15 protein-coding genes and 1 riboswitch are annotated in these 16,508 nt (G+C 62.5%); of the genes, 8 read left to right on the top strand and 7 right to left on the bottom strand.

What is annotated here, in order from left to right:
- Positions 1–141: riboswitch (SAM riboswitch) on the bottom strand.
- A 305-nt stretch (positions 142–446) separates the two neighbouring features.
- From ACWF6P_RS13635 to yhjD, 7 genes are all read left to right on the top strand, one after another.
- Complete coding sequence (locus ACWF6P_RS13635) at positions 447–1,670, top strand: NADP-dependent isocitrate dehydrogenase (RefSeq protein ID WP_378447725.1); 1,224 nt, start codon at positions 447–449, stop codon at positions 1,668–1,670.
- Positions 1,671–1,869: 199 nt separating this feature from the next.
- Entirely contained in the window at positions 1,870–3,009 is a 1,140-nt protein-coding gene (locus ACWF6P_RS13630) for an MFS transporter (protein ID WP_452621433.1), read from the top strand.
- 36 nt (positions 3,010–3,045) lie between these two features.
- Positions 3,046–3,891 (top strand): exodeoxyribonuclease III, encoded by an 846-nt coding sequence (locus tag ACWF6P_RS13625; RefSeq protein ID WP_452621331.1) that lies wholly within the window; start codon positions 3,046–3,048, stop codon positions 3,889–3,891.
- Positions 3,892–3,899: 8 nt separating this feature from the next.
- Positions 3,900–4,436: a ribonuclease domain-containing protein gene (locus tag ACWF6P_RS13620; protein WP_452621330.1), complete on the top strand. Its 537-nt coding sequence runs from the start codon at positions 3,900–3,902 to the stop codon at positions 4,434–4,436.
- Positions 4,436–4,930, top strand: coding sequence for a barstar family protein (locus tag ACWF6P_RS13615; protein WP_452621329.1), 495 nt, complete (start codon positions 4,436–4,438; stop codon positions 4,928–4,930). The genes ACWF6P_RS13620 and ACWF6P_RS13615 overlap by 1 nt, the downstream gene beginning before the upstream one ends.
- Before the next feature lie 26 nt (positions 4,931–4,956).
- A complete protein-coding gene (gene trpS / locus ACWF6P_RS13610; RefSeq protein WP_452621328.1) occupies positions 4,957–5,991 on the top strand; it encodes a tryptophan--tRNA ligase in 1,035 nt (344 codons plus the stop codon).
- A gap of 51 nt (positions 5,992–6,042) precedes the next feature.
- Positions 6,043–7,077, top strand: coding sequence for an inner membrane protein YhjD (gene yhjD / locus ACWF6P_RS13605; protein WP_452621327.1), 1,035 nt, complete (start codon positions 6,043–6,045; stop codon positions 7,075–7,077).
- On the opposite strand, the gene ACWF6P_RS13600 is transcribed toward yhjD, so the two are convergent.
- Positions 7,074–8,384, bottom strand: a complete 1,311-nt coding sequence (locus ACWF6P_RS13600; protein ID WP_452621326.1) for a D-alanyl-D-alanine carboxypeptidase family protein — start codon at positions 8,382–8,384, stop codon at positions 7,074–7,076. The two genes, yhjD and ACWF6P_RS13600, sit on opposite strands and share 4 nt — an antisense overlap.
- Before the next feature lie 196 nt (positions 8,385–8,580).
- Here ACWF6P_RS13600 and ACWF6P_RS13595 point away from each other — a divergent pair, with 196 nt between their 5' ends.
- Positions 8,581–9,153: a dihydrofolate reductase family protein gene (locus ACWF6P_RS13595; protein ID WP_452621325.1), complete on the top strand. Its 573-nt coding sequence runs from the start codon at positions 8,581–8,583 to the stop codon at positions 9,151–9,153.
- A 62-nt stretch (positions 9,154–9,215) separates the two neighbouring features.
- On the opposite strand, the gene ACWF6P_RS13590 is transcribed toward ACWF6P_RS13595, so the two are convergent.
- Genes ACWF6P_RS13590 through iolB form a run of 6 tightly spaced genes read right to left on the bottom strand, consistent with a single transcriptional unit; the run spans position 9,216 to position 16,501 of the window.
- Positions 9,216–10,721: a CoA-acylating methylmalonate-semialdehyde dehydrogenase gene (locus ACWF6P_RS13590; protein WP_452621324.1), complete on the bottom strand. Its 1,506-nt coding sequence runs from the start codon at positions 10,719–10,721 to the stop codon at positions 9,216–9,218.
- A gap of 24 nt (positions 10,722–10,745) precedes the next feature.
- Entirely contained in the window at positions 10,746–11,630 is an 885-nt protein-coding gene (locus ACWF6P_RS13585; RefSeq protein ID WP_452621323.1) for a sugar phosphate isomerase/epimerase family protein, read from the bottom strand.
- A 3-nt stretch (positions 11,631–11,633) separates the two neighbouring features.
- Positions 11,634–12,674: a Gfo/Idh/MocA family protein gene (locus tag ACWF6P_RS13580; protein WP_452621322.1), complete on the bottom strand. Its 1,041-nt coding sequence runs from the start codon at positions 12,672–12,674 to the stop codon at positions 11,634–11,636.
- Positions 12,675–12,700: 26 nt separating this feature from the next.
- Positions 12,701–13,606, bottom strand: coding sequence for a sugar phosphate isomerase/epimerase family protein (locus ACWF6P_RS13575; protein WP_452621321.1), 906 nt, complete (start codon positions 13,604–13,606; stop codon positions 12,701–12,703).
- A gap of 52 nt (positions 13,607–13,658) precedes the next feature.
- A complete protein-coding gene (gene iolD, locus ACWF6P_RS13570) occupies positions 13,659–15,614 on the bottom strand; it encodes a 3D-(3,5/4)-trihydroxycyclohexane-1,2-dione acylhydrolase (decyclizing) (RefSeq protein ID WP_452621320.1) in 1,956 nt (651 codons plus the stop codon).
- A 14-nt stretch (positions 15,615–15,628) separates the two neighbouring features.
- Positions 15,629–16,501 carry a 5-deoxy-glucuronate isomerase gene (gene iolB / locus ACWF6P_RS13565; RefSeq protein WP_287977257.1) on the bottom strand — a complete coding sequence of 291 codons (873 nt, stop codon included), beginning with the start codon at positions 16,499–16,501 and terminating at the stop codon, positions 15,629–15,631.
- Positions 16,502–16,508 lie beyond the last annotated feature (7 nt).

The raw sequence follows: 16,508 nt of genomic DNA, 5'->3' as shown, positions 1-16,508 counted from the left end.
GACCCGCGCTTGTCACCCGAATTGCGGTGGAACTGCGCGAGCAGATCCACGTCGGGAAACCTGGTCATCACCCGGGGCACCCCACCGCGGTTGGAGGGTTGCCGTCCAGCGAGCCGGGGCTTGACGCTGGCACTCATGACCAAGTCGGATTCTACCGGGAAGTGAGCGCAGTCCTGACACGGGGCGAAATGTGAGCCGCAACCGCACGCGCGGCAGAGCGACGTAGCCCACTAGCAGGCAAAAGTTACTCGTGAGTAGAGACCGGTGAGTGGACCTGCCGGTTGCGGCCTCACGGGTTAGCAGTACGCTTGTCTTGTTTGGGACTCATCTCCCGAGATCAGTCCACACCGTCTAGGTTTGATAATCGAACCGTTCGCGGACCCACTCACAAAGTGTGACCGCAACCGTGTAACCAGGGAAACTTCCTAGGAGGACGCGAAGCACCCATGTCCAAAATCAAGGTTGAGGGCACCGTCGTCGAACTCGACGGCGATGAGATGACGCGCATTATCTGGCAGTTCATCAAAGACAAGTTGATCCATCCGTATCTCGATGTGAACCTCGAGTACTACGACCTCGGTATCGAGTACCGCGACGAGACCGACGACCAGGTCACCATCGACGCAGCGCACGCGATCCAGAAGCACGGCGTCGGCGTCAAATGCGCCACGATCACGCCGGACGAGGCACGTGTCGAGGAATTCGGTCTCAAGAAGATGTGGCGTTCCCCGAACGGAACGATCCGCAACATTCTCGGCGGCACGATCTTCCGCGCACCGATCATCATCTCCAACGTTCCGCGACTCGTTCCGGGCTGGACCAAGCCGATCATCATCGGCCGTCACGCATTCGGCGACCAGTACCGCGCCACAGACTTCAAGGTCCCCGGCCCCGGCAAGGTGATGATCACCTACACACCCGAGGACGGCAGCGCACCGATCGAGCACGAACTGGTCAACTTCCCCGAGAATGGCGGCATCGTTCAGGGGCAGTACAACTTCAACGATTCCATCCGTGACTTCGCTCGCGCGTCGCTCACCTATGGTCTGCAGCAGAACTACCCGGTGTACCTGTCCACCAAGAACACCATTCTCAAGGCGTACGACGGTGCCTTCAAGGACATCTTCCAGCACATCTACGAGACCGAGTTCAAGGCTGAGTTCGATGCCGCAGGTCTGACCTACGAGCACCGCCTCATCGACGACATGGTCGCTTCCGCACTCAAGTGGGAGGGCGGCTACGTCTGGGCATGCAAGAACTACGACGGTGACGTCCAGTCCGACACCGTGGCCCAGGGCTTCGGCTCGCTCGGCCTCATGACGTCGGTTCTGCTGACACCGGACGGACGGACCTGTGAGGCAGAGGCTGCTCACGGCACCGTGACGCGTCACTACCGTCAGCACCAGCAGGGCAAGCCCACCTCGACCAACCCGATCGCGTCCATCTTCGCGTGGACCCGTGGGCTCGAGCACCGTGGCAAGCTCGACAGCACTCCTGAGGTCATCGGCTTCGCGCAGGCGCTCGAAGACGTTGTCATCAAGACCGTCGAAAGCGGCCAGATGACCAAGGACCTCTCGATGCTGGTCGGCGGAGATCAGGGCTACCTGACCACCGAGGAGTTCCTCGGCGCACTCGACGTGAACCTGCAGAAGGCCATGGCCGCGAAGTAGATTCACCGCTTCACCTTTCGAATGGGACGTCCGGGAAACCGGGCGTCCCATTTGTGTTCGCGGTCTCACGTGAGTGAACTCACCCGCTCTCACTTGGAAGTTCAACCAGGTGTGAGATCACAATTGATCAGTGACTTCGTCTACCCTCTCCCGTTCTGACGCCTCGACACCCGGGGTTCGTTCCGCCAGAGGTCCGGCGATGCTCGCTCTCGCCCTCGGCGGTTTCGGTATCGGCACCACCGAGTTCGTCGCCATGGGACTGCTCCCGGAAATGGCATCCGGGCTCGGTGTCTCGGAACCCATCGCAGGCCACGTGATCTCCGCGTACGCGCTCGGGGTTGTCGTCGGCGCTCCGCTGATCGCTGCTCTCACCGCACGGGTACCGCGCCGCACACTGTTGATCGCGCTCATGGTCGCCTTCACCGTCGGCAATGCCGCCTCGGTTTTCGCTCCCTCGTACACGACGCTGATGATGGCTCGCTTCGTCGCCGGATTGCCGCACGGCGCGTACTTCGGAGTCGCCGCGTTGGTCGCAGCTCACCTGGCCGAACCGGGAAAACGCGCCAAGGCCGTGGCGATGGTCATGATGGGTCTTTCCGTGGCCAACGTGATCGGGGTACCGGTCGCCGCCTGGATCGGTCAGGCACTCGGCTGGCGCAGCGCCTTCGCTTTGGTCGCCGTGATCGGGGTGGCAACCGTTGCTTCGCTCTTCGTCTGGATTCCGCGTTTGGACGGCATGCCGGTGACGAATCCGATCACCGAACTCGGAGCGCTGGGCCGCGTCCAGGTGTGGATGACGCTGATCGTGGGCATGGTCGGGTTCGGCGGCATGTTTGCCGTCTACACCTACATCAGTACGACGCTCACCGACGTGTCCGGGCTCGGCGCTTCGTTCATTCCCCTGGCACTCATGCTCTACGGACTGGGCATGGTGGCCGGCAACTTCGTCGGCGGATACCTCGCGGATCGCGCATTGATGAAGGGTCTGTTCTTGTCGATGGGATCCCTCGTGGTGATCCTCGCGGTCTTCGTGATCGCTGTGCGCAATCCCTACACGGCACTGATCTTCGTCTTCCTCATCGGTCTCGCGGGGTCCTCGATGGTTCCAGGTCTGCAGACACGGCTGATGGACGTCGCCGAGGACGCTCAGACCCTGGCTGCTTCTCTCAATCACGCCGCGCTGAACATCGCCAACGCCTTCGGAGCGTGGATCGGCGGCGTCGTGATCGCGGCCGGTTACGGGTACACGGCGCCGGCGGCAGTGGGGTCTTTGCTGGCGGTCGCGGGTCTTGCCGTGCTGGCGATTGCAGTGATTCTGCAGCGTAGGGCCGTGCGTTGACCTTGGCGCCGATCCGCGTCGGTGGAATCGGCTACGGTGCTTGCCGTGCCACAAACTGCTGACTCCCACATTCTTGCTCCCCACACCATCACGTCCGTGAACGTCAACGGCGTTCGAGCAGCGGCCCGCAAGGGCATGCTCGATTGGCTGGAGAAGACGTCGGCGGATTTCATCTGCCTTCAGGAAACGCGTGCGTCGGACGATCAGCTTCGTGAGACCCTCGAACCAGCACTCGGCAACGGATGGTTCCTGGTCTCGGCCGAACCGTCCGCGAAGGGACGCAACGGAGTCGCGGTGCTCTCACGCACCGAGCCCGACGCGGTACGGATCGGTCACGGAGATGACGAATTTCTCGAAGCCGGCCGGTACATCGAAGCGGACTTCGCCGATCTGACCGTCGCGAGCTTGTACCTGCCCTCCGGTGAGGCGCTCACACCGAAACAGGAGGAGAAGGAACGCTTCATGGCGTCCTTCGCGGTACACCTCGCCTCCACCGCCGCAGCGGCCGAGGCTGCCGATCGTCACGTGGTGATCAGCGGCGATTGGAACATCGCGCACACAGAACTCGACCTCAAGAACTGGAAGACCAACAAGAAGTCTTCGGGATTCCTCCCCGAGGAGCGTGCATGGATGGACCTTCTGTTCGCCGACGACTCCGCATGGGTGGACGTCTTCCGCACCCTTCACCCCGGTGTCGATGGCCCTTACTCGTGGTGGTCGTACCGCGGCAAGGCATTCGACAACGACTCGGGGTGGCGTATCGATTACCAGGTTGCCACCCGCGGCTACGCCGAGCGGGCCAAGGTCGCGGTCGTGGAACGCGCTGAGGCTTACGACCTCCGTTGGTCGGATCACGCACCTGTCACCGTCTCGTACCGGTAGGAACGCAGATGCCTGAAGGTCTGAAGATGCCGAGCGCAAAAACGCGCAACGCCATCATCACCGTCGTCGTTGCCGTGGTGGCGCTTGTGCTGGCGGTGACGCTTTCTTCTCGCGACTCCGACAGTTCGGCGTCGTCGGTCACCAAGTCCTCGAGCGTCCAGTCCTCGGGTGTTCAAGCCAAGCCTGGCGCCACAACCAAGGCTGCGCCGTCAAGTTCGGCGCCGTCGAGTTCCGCTGCCAAGACAACGCAGCAGGCAAACAGCGATGCGCCGGCGCGAGTTCTCGCCACGCTCGTGGAGATCGACGCCGGGAGGTGGCCGGATTCTGCCAACGCGCCGGGCACCAAGGGCGGCATCACCTTCCGCAACAGTGAGGGGCGTCTACCTGCTGTCGGTGCGGGTGGTGGACGTGTCGTCTATCAGGAATGGGACGTCAACGCGAAGAAGAACGGCCAAGGCCGCGACGCCGAGCGAATCGTCACCGGCAACGAGGGTTCGGCGTGGTACACCCTCGATCACTACGACACGTTTGTGAGGATTCGCTGATGTCCGACTCGTCTACCGTCAGCGTGGCGCAGTGGCTGGACCCGTCTTCCGACGTGACTTCGGTGGCCCTGCGCGGCGAGCAAGCGGTCGCGGATGATCTTGCGCGTGAACTCCGTGGCGAGAATTTTGTCGTTCGAGTGGTTCGTGGCGAGAACATGCGGACAACGGCGCAGGTCTTCGACGAGTTCGCGGCGGCCTTCCAGTTTCCGTCCCACTTCGGGCGAAACAAGGATGCTTTCGACGACGTCATGCGAGATCTGGACGATGTACTCGGATTGGGCGCCGGATATGTAGTTGTGGTCCGAGGCGCGGGTTCTCTACTGTCCGAGCAACAGGATCAGTTGGAGTGGTTCCGCGGAACCATGGACTTCTACTCGGAAGAACGGGAACCCGTCGTTTTCCGGACCGTCTACCAGTTCGGTGAGGACGACCCCGTCGCCACCGGTGAAGACCTCGTCGAACTCGACTACCCGGGCACCACGCCACTGCACTGATTTCCACTCGTGAAAAGATCGGAACCATGTCGACCCCTGCAGAACAGAAGCCCACCGCAAAGCCTCGCGTGCTTTCCGGAATCCAGCCGACGTCGGATTCATTCCACCTCGGCAACTACCTGGGTGCACTGCAGCAGTGGGTTCCGTTGCAGGACGATTTCGACGCTTTCTACTTCATTCCGGATCTTCACGCCATCACGGTGACGCAGGACCCGAAGGAACTGCGTCGTCGCACCAAGGTTGCGGTGGCTCAGCTCCTCGCAGTGGGTATCGATCCCGATCGGGCGACACTGTTCGTGCAGAGTCAGGTACCCGAGCACACGCAGTTGGCGTGGGTCCTCAACTGCATCACCGGTTTCGGTGAAGCCAGCCGCATGACTCAGTTCAAGGACAAGTCCGCCAAGCAAGGCAGCGACAACGCCAGTGTCGGTTTGTTCACGTATCCGGTTCTGATGGCCGCGGACATCCTCCTGTACCGCCCGCAACGAGTCCCGGTGGGCGAGGATCAGCGCCAACACCTCGAACTCGCACGCGATCTGGCCGGCCGGTTCAACACCCGCTACGGCAAGGCGTTCGTCGTTCCCGAGCCGCAGATCATCAAGGGCACGGCAAAGATCTACGACCTGCAGGATCCGACCGCGAAGATGAGCAAGTCCGCTGCCAGTGCGGCCGGACTGATCAATCTGCTCGACGATCCGAAGGTGTCGGCGAAGAAGATCAAGTCGGCCGTCACCGACAACGAGCGCGAGATTCGCTTCGACCCGCAGGCCAAGCCGGGCGTCAGCAACCTACTCACCATTCAGTCGGCTCTCTCCGGAGTGCCGATCGAGACTCTGGTGGCCGGTTACGAAGGCAAGGGGTACGGCGAGCTCAAAACCGATACCGCTGATGTCCTGACCGAGTTCGTCACCCCGCTCAAAGCGAAGGTGGACGGTTACCTCGCAGACGAGGCGGAGCTGGATCGCATCATCGCGGCCGGAGCGCACTGCGCCCGCGAGGTGTCTTCACGCACTCTCGCCGCTGTCTATGACAAGGTCGGATTCCTGGCACCGAAGGGCTGACCGACGCGAATTCGGACTCACGACGCCTGACCGAACATGAGGGGGACGGCAATGGCTGACACGGACGACGACGCACCCAGCTTTCTGGAGAAGCAACGGGCAGCGCGACCCTGGCTCGATCATCTGGTTCGCGCCGCTGGACGGTTCCAAGAGCAAAAGGGCGACTACTACGCTGCGGGAATCACGTACTTCAGCGTTCTGGCACTGATTCCGATCATGATGGTCGCGTTTGCCGTGGCTGGTTTCGTATTGGCCGGGCATCCCGAGTACCTGGAGTCGATTCAGGAGCAGATCACCAAGAGCATTCCTGGCAGCTTGGGTGACACCATCAACACGCTGATCGATTCGGCTATCGATTCGCGCGCCAGCGTCGGAATCTTCGGTCTCCTGGGTGCCGCGTACGCGGGTCTGGGTTGGATGGCAAACGTTCGCGACGCGCTGACGGCCATGTGGGAGAGCAAGCGCGAGCCGAAGGGTTTCGTGCGTACCAAACTCGGTGACGCAGGGGCACTTATCGGTCTCGCCCTCGCCATGGTCGTCTCGCTCGGAATGTCAGCACTGAGCAGCGGGCCGGTAGCCACTCAGATCGTGAAGTGGCTCAACCTCGAGAACATCACCGGTGTCGGTGTGGGGCTCAGAGTCGTTTCACTGTTGCTGTCCCTGCTGGCGACGTGGGCGGTGTTCCTGTGGGTGATCGCCCGGCTACCGCGCGAGCCAGTCACGCTGCGTAGCGCCGCGCAGGCTGCGCTTATCGCTGCGGTTGTGTTCGAGATCTTCAAGCAGGTGGGTGCGATCTACCTCGCTGCCGTCACCGGCGGCCCGGCGGGCGTGGCATTCGGCCCGATCATCGGTTTGCTCGTGTTCGTGTTCACGGCGTCGAGGATGCTGCTGTTTTGCACGGCGTGGGCGGCGACGACAAAGGAAAGCATGGCTCTGGCGTTCGTTCCGCCGCCGGATCCGGCCGTGATCTCGCCGCGCGTGGTTGTCAGCGATGGTGCTTCACCGTCGCGTGCCGTTGCATTGATCGCCACGGGTGCGGTTGCCGGCCTGGGTCTTTCGGGCTTGCTGCGTCGTCGGCCGCGCTAGCGCCGTCGACGGTTGAGGGCGACTGCTCCCGCTACCAGCGCGATCACCACTACTCCGCCGACCGCACCGATGAGGATGCGGTCAGTGGTGTCGGACTCGGCGTCGGTAGCGGTGGGTGCAGCCGAGATCGAGCCTGGTGCAGCGGCGGACGGTGTGCGAGTGACATCGGGCGTGGAATCGTCGGTCGATCGGTCCGTCAACGAGCCGACGGTTGTGCTCGCGGGGAGTGCATATCCGTAGTCGAGTAGACGGGCAGCTTGTTCCCACGGACGGATCGGCTTGGCTTCGCCGCCCATCAATGTCACCAGTAGTTTCCGGCCGTTACGCTCCGCGGCACCCACGTACGTGTGGCGGGCGTCGTCGGTGAAGCCGGTCTTGCCGCCGAGTGCACCGTCGTAGTTGTAGAGCAGCTGATTGTCGTTGGCGAGAGTGAATCCGGGCCGGTCCTGATCATCGGGAATTGTCGGGTCCTTGGGGAAGCCGGGGAACTCGACGGTCTCGGTATGGATCAGACCGGCGAATGTCGGGTTCTGCAGGGCGGTATGGAATATCACGGCCAGGTCGTACGGTGAGCTGCTCATCCCCGGGCCGTCGAGTCCGGACGGAGTTGCCGTGCGGGTATCGAGGGCGCCGAGGTCGGCGGCGAGGGCGTTCATCTTCGACACGGCCGCAGCGTCTCCGCCGAGTTGGCGGGCAAGAGCATGCGCTGCATCGTTCCCCGACGCCATTACCAGACCTTGCATCAACTGCCGGTTGGTGTACTTACCGCCCTTGCCGATGCCGACGGCACTGCCTTCGGCGTCCGCGTCTTCGGCCGTTGCGGTGATTTCGGTGTCGAGATCGAGTTCGTCGAGCGCGACGAGAGCCAACAGCATCTTGATGGTGCTGGCCGGGCGGTAGCGACCGTGCGGATCTTTGGCGGCGAGGACCTCACCGGTTTCAGCGTCCGCAAGTACCCATCCGGATGCCGCGATGTCGGCCGGGAGCGGGGGAGCGCCGTCAGGGAGCACAACGCCACACCCGCCGAGCTTGTCTCCACCGACGGGGCTTTCCGGAATCGGTACAGCAGTTGGGGCCGTGGATCCGGGCGCGGGAGCTTCGGAGAGATCGATCGCCGGTGCCGGGCTACTCGTGAAGGGGCAGCTGTCGGTGTTGGGTGTTGTGAACGGCGCCTCGGTGGTGGTCGGCGGCGGCGGGGCCGGTTGGGCGCCGGCGATTCCCGAGCTACCTACGACACCGGAAAACGCAATGCTCCCTGAGAGCACTGTTCCGGCCACTGCCACTGCACACTTTCGACGCCACATCATCGATATACGAGGGTATGCGAACCAGAGTGAACGTCCGAATCGCCACGCAAGCGCGGGGACCGAAAACAGACGATTCGGTTTGTACATCGGTCATAGTGGACGGACGCCGGATGAGTTCCCCGACCACGCACAGTCTGCAACAGTGGGGTAGTCGACTACTCGAATGGCGCACACGCACTGACGACAGGGGATCGGTATGGGCAAGATCGTGGTGACAGAATTCGTGTCTTTGGACATGGTCATGGAAGCGCCCGGTGGCGAACCGGGTTATGCGCACACTGGATGGGTCTTTCCGTACCAGGAGGGCGATCAGATGAAGTTCAAACTCGACGAAACCCTCGCCGCGGACGTCCTTCTACTCGGGCGGCGGACCTATGAGAGCTTCGCCGGTGCCTGGCCTGAGCGCGAAGACGACCAAGGCTTTGCGGACAAGATGAACGAGATGCCCAAGTACGTCGTCACGAGTTCGACCGAACCGCTCGAATGGAACAACTCGACGGCGCTCGACGGTCCCATCGAGGAATCCGTTCCGAAGCTGAAGGAGCAGATCGACGGCGAAATCCTGGTCGCGGGAAGTCGGACGCTCGTCCACGCGTTGCTGTCGGCGGGTCTGGTCGACGAGCTGCGCCTGATGGTCTTCCCGGTCATTCTCGGGTCCGGCGGGAGGGTCTTCCCCGAATCGGCCGACAAGATCGTCCTCGAGTTGAAGGACGATCGTCGATACGAATCCGGAGTTCAGGTACTGACGTACCACCCCACCGTCGCGTAGCCCTGTCGAAAACATCTGTGGCCGAGCCTCTTCGAGAGTCTCGGCCACAAATGTCTTGCCGGCTAGCTGTTCTCGGGGAAGCCGAGGTTGATACCGCCGTGGCTGGGGTCGAGCCAGCGACTGGTGACGGCCTTGCCGCGCGTGAAGAAATGAACACCTTCGGTCCCGTGTGCGTGGGTGTCGCCGAAGAGGCTGTTCTTCCAGCCGCCGAAGCTGTAGTAGGCCATGGGAACCGGGATGGGGACGTTGATGCCGATCATGCCGACCTCCACCTCGTTCTGGAAGCGTCGGGCAGCGCCGCCGTCGTTGGTGAAGATGGCGGTGCCGTTTCCGTACGGATTGTTGTTGATCAGTTCGAGGGCTTGGTCGTAGGTGTCGACACGCACGACGGACAGGACAGGTCCGAAGATTTCGTCCGTGTAGATCGACATGTCGGTGGTGACGTGGTCGATGAGGGTGGGCCCGAGCCAGAAGCCGTCAACTCCACCATCGGCCTGAACTGTGCGTCCGTCGACCACGATGGTGGCGCCGTCCTTCTCGCCGGCATCGACGTAGGAGGCGACCTTGTCGCGGTGCGCCTTGGTGATAAGCGGACCCATGTCGGAGTTCTTGGTGCCGTCGCCGGTGACGAGGGGAGTGGTGCGTTCGACGATCTTGGCCACGAGTTCATCTGCAATGTCGCCGACCGCTACGAGGGCGGAGATTGCCATGCAGCGTTCGCCGGCGGAACCGAATCCCGCGTTGACCATTGCGTCGGCGGCGAGGTCGAGGTCTGCGTCCGGTAGAACGATCGCGTGATTCTTGGCGCCGCCGAGTGCTTGGACGCGTTTGCCGTTGGCGGTGCCGGTGGCATAGACGTACTGGGCGATAGGGGTGGAACCGACAAACGAAATCGCTTTGACTGCTTTGTTTTCCAGGAGTTCGTCCACGGCGAGTTTGTCACCTTGGAGGACGTTGAAGACACCGGGAGGCAGACCGGCCTCGGCCCAGAGTTCGGCGAGCCAGATAGCGGCGGTGGGGTCCTTCTCCGAGGGCTTGAGAATCACGGTGTTCCCGGCGGCGATGGCGACCGGGAAGAACCACATGGGGACCATCGCGGGAAAGTTGAAGGGGGAGATGATGCCGACGGGGCCGAGGGGTTGGCGGATGGAGTAGACGTCGACCTTGGTCGAGGCGTTCTCGGTGTACCCGCCCTTGAGGAGATGCGGTATTCCGCAAGCGAATTCGACCACTTCTTGCCCGCGGCTGATTTCGCCGAGGGCGTCGGAGAGAACCTTGCCGTGCTCGGCTGTGATGATCTCGGCGAGTTCACCTTTGCGAGCATTGAGGAGTTCGCGGAAGCTGAACAGTATCTGTGTGCGCCGGGCCAATGAGGTGTCACGCCAGGCGGGGAAGGCTGCGGCAGCCGCGTCGATGACGGTGCGGGCGTCCTCGAGGTTCGCCAGGGCCAGTCGGCCGGTGATCTGTCCGGTGGCGGGGTTGGTGACGGGGGCGGTGTCCTCGGACGTTCCGGCGAACGGCTTGCCGTCCAACCAGTGCGCGATGACACGAGTATCAGTGCTGGTCATGGTATTTCCTAGTGGTCTGGTGACTCAGGAGTTCGGGGAGGTGTACTTGGCGACGTAGTCGTTCATCGTCTCGCGCTGGTATCGGGAAACCTCGTGCGCGTTTTCGTTCTCGGCGAAGACGCTCGACACCATCACGGTGTTCTCACGTTCGTAGAAGCCGAGTTTTCCCAGGCCTCCGAAGAATTCGTCCCAGTTGACGTCTCCGTCACCGATCTTGAGATGTTGATGCACTCGAACGGCGTTGCCTGGCGGGTTGGTGATGTAGCGCAGTCCGTGGGAACGGTGATGGTCCATGGTGTCCGCCACATGAACGAGACGGACCATGTCGCCGGCGGCCTCCATGATGGCGGGGAGGTCCCCACCCATGTGGAATTGGTGGCACGCCACGATCACCATGCCGAGGTTCTTGGAGTTCACGCCGCGGATCGTGCGGATCGCGGCAAGTCCGTCTTCGACAAAATCGTCCGGGTGTGGATCGATCAGGACGTCGATTCCCTCGCGCTCGATGATCGGAACCAGTTCCTCCATCGAACGATAGAACGCACGCTCGGACTCTTCGGCATTTTCGGGGCGGCCGGAGAATTCGGTGTTCATGACGTTGACTCCGAGGTCGACGGTGATCTGGATGGCCCGTTTCCAGTACCGCACTGCTGCTTCGCGGGCGTCCTCGTCCGGGCCGGACCAGCGAAGGACCGGGAGCACCGAAGCGATGCCGACTCCCGCACTCGCGCAAGCCTTCCGGAATTTGGCGACGAGTGCGTCGTCAGCTTTCGGGTGATTGAAGAACGGGATCATGTCGACGTGCGGTGTGAGTTGCAGGTACTCGTACCCGAGATCGGCAACAACCTGAGGAAGCTCGAGCAGTGAGTAATCGTGGTGGAACGGTGTGGGATCGAGTGCGACCTTCATCGCTTACGCTCCGGCTACCGAGGTTCGCGGAACCATGTCGACAACGACGCGCTGACCCGACTCCAGAGACTTCACACCAGCGGCGCAGACCGCGGCCGCGGCGTAGCCGTCCCAGGCGCCGGGGCCGTCGATGTAGTGACCGGTGTCGGCGCCGGTCTTGACTGCCTTGATCCAGCGGGCGAACTCGGTGTCGTACGCCTGCCCGAAGCGTTCGCGGAATCCTGGGGTGATCTGCCCACCCCAGTTGCCGGGCTTGCTCTTTCGGATCAGTCCCACGTCGAGTCCGACCATCGCGCTGCCGAGCTCGCCGACAACCTCGGTGCGCACCTCGTATGCGACGCCGGTGGTGACAAAAACCTCGGCGTCGACGTGCCTGCCTGACTCGGTCTCGAAGATCGCGATCTGCGGGTCCTGAATACCCGCGGGAGCCAGCGAATTCGCGGCCGGTCGGATGATCTGGACGGAGGTGATTTCTTCGTCGAGCAGGAAACGTGTCACGTCGACCTCGTGGACGAGTGAGTCCTTGACGATCATCGCGCTGTCGAAACCCTTCGGAACCGCAGGATTACGATGCGCACAGTGCACCACGAGCGGGCGACCGAGATCGCCGCTGTCGATCAAATCCTTGAGCTGGGTGTATTCGTGGTCGAATCGCCGCATGAAGCCGACCTGGATCAACTTCTTGCCCAGCGCTGCTTCGGCTTTCACGATCGCAAGCGAACTGTCCGCGTCGGTGGTCAGCGGCTTTTCGCAGAGAACAGGCTTGCCCGCTTCGAGGCAGGCAAGAACCTGCTTCTCATGGGTCGGGCCCGGGGTTGCGAGAACAACGGCGTCGACGTCTTCGGCTGCGATGGCATCGAACGGATCGACGACGACGCGCGCCCCTGGCGTCAGTGCTGCGATTTCCTCGGCGCGGGCCAGCGAGTAGTCGTTGACGACGGTGACGCGGGCACCGCCGATCTTGTTGGTGATGCGGTCGACGTGATCGGCCCCCATGATGCCGACGCCGAGCACTGCGATCCGGAGATCCTGGTTGTCAGACATGCGGTGGTACTCCTCGATTGTGTTGCTCAGCTGAAACGGACGGCGGGGACGCCACAGGTGGACAGGTATTTCCGGGTGCGCGCTGCGATGGGCAGCGGTGCGTCGGGATGGCAGGGATACATGTCCTGCTCGACGATCGCGAACACGTCGATGCCGAGCTTCTCGATGGCCTCGAGAAGCGGTGGCATGTCGGGGATTCCGCGCGGCGGTTCGATCATGGCACCGAGTTTGACGGCCTCACCGAACGGCAGGTCCTCCGCCTCAACCTTGGCGACTATCGCCGGATCCACCTGCTTGAGGTGTAGGTACCCGATGCGCTCCGGATGTTTGTCGATAATTGCGAGATTGTCGCCGCCGCAGTAGCTGATGTGGCCGGTGTCGAGACACAGATTCACGAAACGCTCGTCGGTCCCTTCGAGGAACTTGTAGACGTTGTCCTCGATGTCGACGTGACTGTCGGCATGAGGGTGGTACTGCGCCATGACGCCGTACTCCTCGAGCATTGCCTTCCCGAGAGCGTTCATGCCGTCGGTTTTCTTACGCCACTGCTCGGGCTTCAGATTGCGGTCTTCGAGTACCGCTCCGGTGGAAGGATCGCGCCACATCTCAGGAATGACCACCACGTGCTTGCCGCCGACGGCTGCGGTCAACTTGGCGACGTCCTTGATCTGATTCCAGACGGCATCCCAGGAATCGTCCTGGTGCAGGTGTTCGAAAACGGTACCGGCCGACAGCTTCAGGCCGCGGGCACCGAGTTCGTCCGTCAACTTGGCTGGATCGGTCGGAAGGTATCCGAACGGGCCGAGTTCGATCCATTCGTAACCCGACGCGGATACCTCGTCGAGGAATCGTGTGTAAGGGGTCTGCTGTGGATCGTCCGGAAACCACACGCCCCAGGAGTCGGGGGCTGATCCGACGCGAATCGCGCTCATGTCTAGATTCCTTTCGCGGGCAAGCTTTATGGGGTGTGGTTGTGCGGAATTTTCATTCGGATGGACGGAGGTACGGTCGCTGGATCTTCTTCCAGGACTCGTAAGTTGTCCGTGCTTTCTTGGTGGACTCCAGTTCGGAGGTGGCCGATACCGGTACATCCCACCAGGATTCGCTGTCCGGGGCGCCGATCAGCGGATCGGTTTCGACGTGGATGACCGTACTGGTGTCGCTTGCTTTGGCAACCTTGATCGCTTCGGCGAACTCGGCAGCGGTGTTGGCGCGGATGACGTCGACACCGAGGCTGGCGGCGTTCGCGGCCAAATCGACCGGGAGAACCCCTCCGTCGAGACGTCCGTCATTCGAGCGGTAGCGGTACTGCGTGCCGAAGCGCTGGGAACCGAGCGACTCGGACAGCGAACCGATGGAGGCAAATCCGTGATTTTGCACCAAAATGACGATGACCTTGAGGCGTTCCTGCACGGCGGTGACCAATTCGGTGGCCATCATCAGATAGGAACCGTCGCCGACCATGACGAACACGTCGCGATCGGGACAAGCCATCCGGACGCCCAGACCACCGGCAACTTCGTATCCCATGCAGGAGTATCCGTATTCGACGTGATAGCCCTTCGAATCGCGAGTACGCCACAGCTTGTGGAGGTCACCCGGCATGGACCCGGCAGCGCACACCACGACGTCACGTGGATCGGACAGAGTGTTGACCAGACCGATCACCTGATTCTGATTCAGCGACCCGTCGGCTGCAGGCTCGGCCGGGTTGTAGACCGATTCGACGACAGCATCCCAATCGCGAGCGAGTTCACCGATCCTGGACGCGTACTCGTCGTCCACCCGGTAGTCGCTCAGCGCGAGCGCCAGGGCGTCGAGAGCCTCACGCGCGTCGGCCACCACACTGACACCGCCCTGCTTCACGGAATCCAGTGAAGCGACGTTGATGTTGACGAAGCGAACGTCTGGATTGGTGAAGGCGGTGCGGGATGCGCTCGTGAAATCGCTGTACCGCGTACCGATTCCGATGACGACGTCCGCCTCGGTGGCCAGAGCGTTTGCAGCGGTGGTGCCAGTGGACCCCACCGCTCCGACGGATTGTGGATGGTCGTAGACCAAGGAACCCTTGCCGGCCTGGCTCTGCCCCACGGGGATTCCGGTCTGCGCGCAGAACGCTGCCAGAGAGTCCGTGGCCTGGCTGTAGATCACGCCGCCGCCGGCGACGATCAGCGGCTTGCGAGCCGAACGGATGATCGCGGCGGCGCGTTCGATCACCGATCGCTCGGGGAGCGGACGGGCCACGTGCCAGACTCGTTCGGCGAAGAACGACTCCGGCCAGTCGAAAGCCTCGGCCTGTACGTCCTGCGGGATGGCGATGGTGACTGCGCCGGTCTCGACGGGGTCGGTGAGAACTCGCATGCCGGCCAGCAGAGCGCTCGGCAACTGTTCCGGGCGCCATACCCGATCGAAGTATCGCGAAACCGGTTTGAAAGCGTCGTTGACTGTGACGTCACCGCTCGACGGGAGTTCGAGTTCCTGCAGGACCGGGGCACTGGCTCGCGTCGCGAAAGTATCTGCGGGCAGAAGTAATACAGGTAGACGGTTGATGGTGGCCAGTGCCGCGCCGGTGATCATGTTGGTGGCGCCCGGGCCGACGCTGGACGAGACTACCCACGTCTGCAGGCGGTCCTTCATGCGGGCGTGGGCGACCGCCGAGTGCACCATCGCCTGTTCATTGCGGCCGAGCACGTAGGGGAGCGTCGGCTCACGGCCGGCGTCGAGGTCTTGGATTTCGGCCTGCAAGAGTGCCTGCCCCAACCCGGCGACGTTCCCGTGCCCGAAGATTCCGAAGCAGCCGGCAAACAGCTTGGTGCGCTGGCCGTCGCGTTCGGTGTACTGGTTGGCGAGGAAGCGGACGACAGCTTGAGAAACGGTGAGGTGAACGGTCGGCTCGTCGCGAGGTAGACGATTGCCGATTGCGTTGTTGGTGGGTGCCACAGCTTTCACTTCCGTCAGTTGTGGGACTGCAACGGCAGTCGAGGGTCGATGTCCTGGTGATCCCAGCTTCCGCGCAGCCAGGTGTGTTGCGGATCGTCACAGATGTTCCACGCCCGGATCTCGCCCGAACCTGCCATGACGTTGAGGTAGTACATGTGGTGTCCCGGAGCTGCGATGGACGGGCCGTGATAGCCGTGCGGCACGAGGACGACGTCGCCGGAGCGGACTTCCTCGAGCACCTCGATAGGTCTCTCGGCGGTTCCGTACACGCGGTGGTAGCCGAATCCTTCGGTGCCGGTGGGGCTTCGGTCGATCTCGAAGTAATAGATCTCTTCGAGGGCCGATTCGACGTCGCTGTTCTCGTCGTGTTTATGGCTGGGATACGACGACCAGTTCCCGCCGGGGGTGATGACCTCACACGCGATGATGGAGTCTGCCTCGAAAGTGTCTGCGGTGGCGAAGTTGTGAACCTGTCGGCTGCAGTTCCCGGCGCCGCGGAGCTCGACTGCAACTCCTGAAGCGGGACCGTAGCGATGGGGAAGCTTGGCGCCGGCGCGGGCTCCGCACAGAGCAAAGCGGCCTCCGTCAGCGCTGCTGACCGAGTAGTCGGCGTCGCGTCCTACGTACGCAAAATCACTCGGACCGTCGAAAACCGATGCGCGGCCAGTCAGGGGAATCTCGGTCCCTTCGGCAACAACCACGGCCGAACCCGCCAGTGGAACGACGATGATCTCGTTCTCGCCGGACTGCAGGTGGACGTTCGCACCCGGGGCGAGTTCGAGTGTCCACAAGCTGGATTCGGTCCACCCGGCAGACTCCGGCGTGACCACTGTCGTGAAATCACCGTCGGCGGAGGAGCCGGCGGGGACGTAGTACTTGCTGAACATCTTGCTC

It is taken from the genome of Rhodococcus sp. NPDC055024 (assembly GCF_053608585.1).
Note: the sequence above shows the minus strand (reverse complement) of the source record. Positions and strands in the feature narration are given on the sequence as shown.